This window comes from Kitasatospora sp. NPDC059571, from assembly GCF_042735675.1.
GTDB lineage: Bacteria > Actinomycetota > Actinomycetes > Streptomycetales > Streptomycetaceae > Kitasatospora.
Genome location: NZ_JBHWBW010000744.1, coordinates 1 through 2,244, shown reverse-complemented (window position 1 = coordinate 2,244; position 2,244 = coordinate 1). Strand labels below are relative to the sequence as shown.

At 76.0% G+C, this 2,244-nt stretch carries 3 protein-coding genes; 2 read left to right on the top strand and 1 reads right to left on the bottom strand.

The genetic code is table 11. From position 1 onward, the window contains the following. A partial coding sequence (locus ACFV0G_RS38555; protein ID WP_380558312.1) for a PucR family transcriptional regulator ligand-binding domain-containing protein occupies positions 1-630 on the bottom strand: 630 nt, incomplete at its 3' end. 184 nt (positions 631-814) lie between these two features. On the opposite strand from ACFV0G_RS38555, the gene ACFV0G_RS38550 reads away from it, so the two are divergent. After that, on the top strand, positions 815-1,255 hold the full coding sequence (locus ACFV0G_RS38550; RefSeq protein WP_380558309.1) for a nucleoside deaminase: 441 nt from the start codon (positions 815-817) through the stop codon (positions 1,253-1,255). Between the two features lie 11 nt (positions 1,256-1,266). Next, positions 1,267-2,235: an isopenicillin N synthase family dioxygenase gene (locus tag ACFV0G_RS38545; RefSeq protein WP_380558306.1), complete on the top strand. Its 969-nt coding sequence runs from the start codon at positions 1,267-1,269 to the stop codon at positions 2,233-2,235. The last annotated feature ends 9 nt before the right edge of the window (positions 2,236-2,244 follow it).

Sequence of the window (2,244 nt, the reverse complement as noted above, 5' to 3'; positions counted from 1 at the left end):
GGGGGGGGGGGCGGCGGGGGGGGGGCCCCCGCGCGCGCCCGCGCCGCGCCCGAACCGCGGGCAGCCGGCCGGCGGGCGGAACCCCGCCAGTTCGGCCCGGGCGGCGGCCTCGGCCCGGCCGACCTGGGCGCCGTCCAGCAGGTCGGCGAGGAGCGCCCGCCCGTGGTCGGCGCTGCCGGGCGCGGTGTGCGCGCTGCCGCGGAAGCGGCGGGTGGTGCGCTCGGCGAGCGACAGCGAGACGATCGCGGTGTTCACGGCCTCGGCGATCCGCACGAACGGCACCACCCGGCGCAGCGCGACCAGCGGCAGCCCGACCCGTTCGCACTCGGCGGTCACCGCCGGCGGCATGTCCGGCAGTGTCCGGCCGACCTCGACGAAGAGCGCCGCCGCCGCACGGGCGGCCAGCTCCCGGACGTAGCCGCGCTGGCGGTCGGCGGACGCACGGGCCAGCCCGTAGCCGTTGGTGAGCAGCAGCTCGCCGCCGTACAGGAAGGCGCACCCCTCGTACACCTCGCTGGAGTGCACCCAGCGCACGCCGCGCTCCAGACCGGAGCGGCCGGCCAGTAGCACGGGGGCGGCGGGGCCGAGGACGTCGAAGGCGAGGATCTCGCGGACGGTGAGTGCGGGCAACGGGGTCTCCCGGCGGGTCGGCGCGGCGGTGGTACGCGGGCGGTCCAGCCGTGCGCGGCTGGGTGGCGGAAGGCGGCATCCCGATCGGGGCGGCGCCAGGGAGGGTACGCACCCTTCGTTGCCGGGGTGTTTCGCAGGACGGATCCGGCCCGGATCCGGATCGCCAGGACGGAGAGGAGAGCGGATGGACACGGCACGGATGCTCGCGGTGGCGCTGGAGGAGGCGCGGGCCGGGCTGGCGGAGGGCGGCATCCCGATCGGGGCGGCGCTCTTCGGCCCGGACGGCGAACTGCTCGGCCGCGGCCGCAACCGGCGGGTGCAGGACGGCGATCCGTCGATGCACGCGGAGACGGCGGCCTTCCGCGCGGCCGGACGGCTGCGCGGCTACGGGCGGACCACCATGGTGACCACGCTGTCGCCCTGCTGGTACTGCTCGGGCCTGGTACGGCAGTTCGGCATCGGGCAGGTGGTGATCGGCGAGGCCCGGACGTTCCACGGCGGGCACGACTGGCTGGCCGGGAACGGCACCCGGATCACCCTGCTGGACGACGCGGAGTGCGTCCGGCTCATGACGGACTTCATCGCAGCCCGACCGGAGCTGTGGTCCGAGGACATCGGCGAGTAGAGGGCGGCACGATGGCAGAGGTACGCATTCCGACGATCGACCTGGGCGCCTGGGTCGCCGGCGGCGAGGCGGAGCGGGCGGCGATCGCCCGCCGGGTCGACGAGGCGCTGAGCAGGGCCGGCTTCCTGCTGCTCACCGGACACGGCGCCGACGCCCGGCAGCGGGCGGAGGTCCGTGCGGCCGCAAGGGAGTTCTTCCTCCTGCCGGAGCCGGTCAAGCGCCGCTACGCGGTGGCGGTGGGCGGCCGCGGCTGGCTCGGCCCGGGCGCCGAGGCCAACGGCTACGCCGAGGGCACCGAGACCCCGCCCGACCTCAAGGAGTCCTGGTCGGTCGGCGCCGAGCAGGCCACCGGCGACGCCGAACTGGACGCGTACTGGTTCCGGCGCAACGTCTGGCCGGACGAGCACGTCCCGCGGCTGCGCGGCCTGGTCGAGGCGTACCTGGCGACCATGCGGACGGCCGCCGACGAGACCCTGCGCCTGCTGGCCGCGGCGCTGGGCCGCCCCGCGGACTTCTTCACCCGGCACACCGGTGCCCCGACCTACACCTGCAACATCAACTGGTACCCGGGCTCGGACGTTCTCGGCCCGCCGCTGCCCGGCCAGTACCGGATCGGCCCGCACACCGACTTCGGCACCGTCACGCTGCTCGACCGCCAGCAGGGGCGCGGCGGCCTCCAGGTCTGGACGGAGGAGCAGGGCTGGGCCGACGCGCCGTACGACCCGGCGGCGCTGACCGTCAACATCGGCGACCTGATGGCCCGCTGGACCGGCGACCGGTGGCGCTCGGGCCGGCACCGGGTCCTGCCGCCCTCCCCGGAGGCACCGGAGGAGGAGCTGATGTCGCTGGTCTACTTCTACGAGTGCGACCCGCACACCACGGTCGCCCCGCTCCCCGCACCGACCGGCCGGGTGGCGTACGAACCCGTCGACTCCACCGCCTACCTGCGGGCCAAGCTGGACGCGATCACCGTGCCCTGAGGCGGAGAC